This is a genomic window from Deinococcus sp. (assembly GCF_018260405.1).
Classification (GTDB): domain Bacteria; phylum Deinococcota; class Deinococci; order Deinococcales; family Deinococcaceae; genus Deinococcus.
Genome location: NZ_JAGLBG010000101.1, coordinates 6,660 through 7,769 on the forward strand (window position 1 = coordinate 6,660; position 1,110 = coordinate 7,769).

Sequence of the window (1,110 nt, forward strand, 5' to 3'; positions counted from 1 at the left end):
GCCTGTCTACGATAACCCCTTCAAGTCCGCGGGCCACGACTGTGTACGCCTCGTCACGGTCTTGCCAAGACGAAATGGCTTTAGCATCTGTGGGCAAGGCTTGAAGGTGCATAAACTTACTACCTTCTAGGTGGGCAGAACGTAGAATCACGGGTATAACAATTGATTTTTCCAAATCATGATTATCCAAAGCCTTATCAACCTCCTTGTCATAGCAATAATCAGAGGCGATAAAATCAGAACTAATCAGCAGAAGAACTATATCAGCGGTATCTAGATTGGAATCTATCTCGCCCTCCCAGTCTCGCCCTGCACCAATTTTTCTATCATGCCAAACACTAATTAATCCCCTTCTGCTTAAGATTCTGATATGATTTTCTAATTCCTGCCTATATAACTCGTCCTTGTGAGAGTACGAAATAAATACCTTTACTGGCTTTATGTTTTTGGGTGAATCAGGACCTCTTTTTTGCTTTGCCTTGTTATCAATCAATATACTTGCTGCTGCTGCTGAGTCTGTTGTAGTGACCTCATCTAAAGCAGACTCTTTCCTAGACAAATTGGGGTTTTTTCCCTCTAAATCGAGCAAAAAATCTAAAACGCATTCTCTAACGGTAGAAAGAACGTATTCCAAAGCGCTGCTTGGAACCACTTTCCAAACTTGCATAGCTCGATAATTTTGGAAAAATTGAGCAGCAAAAGCGGCAACCCAGTCCGCAGGCCAAGGTTCTTGCCAATTATCACTTTGGGCTAGAGCCATCCTCTCTATTTCGCCAATAGGTTCATCTATCCAGAGCTTTGAAGCGAAATCTCTAAGATAATCAGGTAAGCCAAGAGAATGCACTTCGACATTTTTCATTTGACTGCCAGCGATACCAAGAAAATTGCCCTTGTTTAGAGCTTTAAATACCCTATATTCAGGATAGTCATCAAGCGGAACTCCCGCATAACCCTTAACTTCTCGGTCTACCCATTCGAGAAGAGCCTCATCGCTTATCGCTACAGCTAAAACTTTTAATTTTCTGAGAATTGAACTCAATTTGTAACTGCTCAGCACGAGAAGTCGAGTTTGGGTAAGACGCCACGAAAAACGTCAACTAAGCCAGTCCA

The 1,110-nt window shown here is 42.4% G+C and carries 1 protein-coding gene; it reads right to left on the minus strand.

The features are described 5' to 3' along the window. Nucleotides 1-1,039, minus strand: a 1,039-nt coding sequence (locus QZ269_RS11095; RefSeq protein ID WP_291426774.1) for a TIR domain-containing protein, incomplete at its 3' end; no start/stop codon positions are given. Nucleotides 1,040-1,110 lie beyond the last annotated feature (71 nt).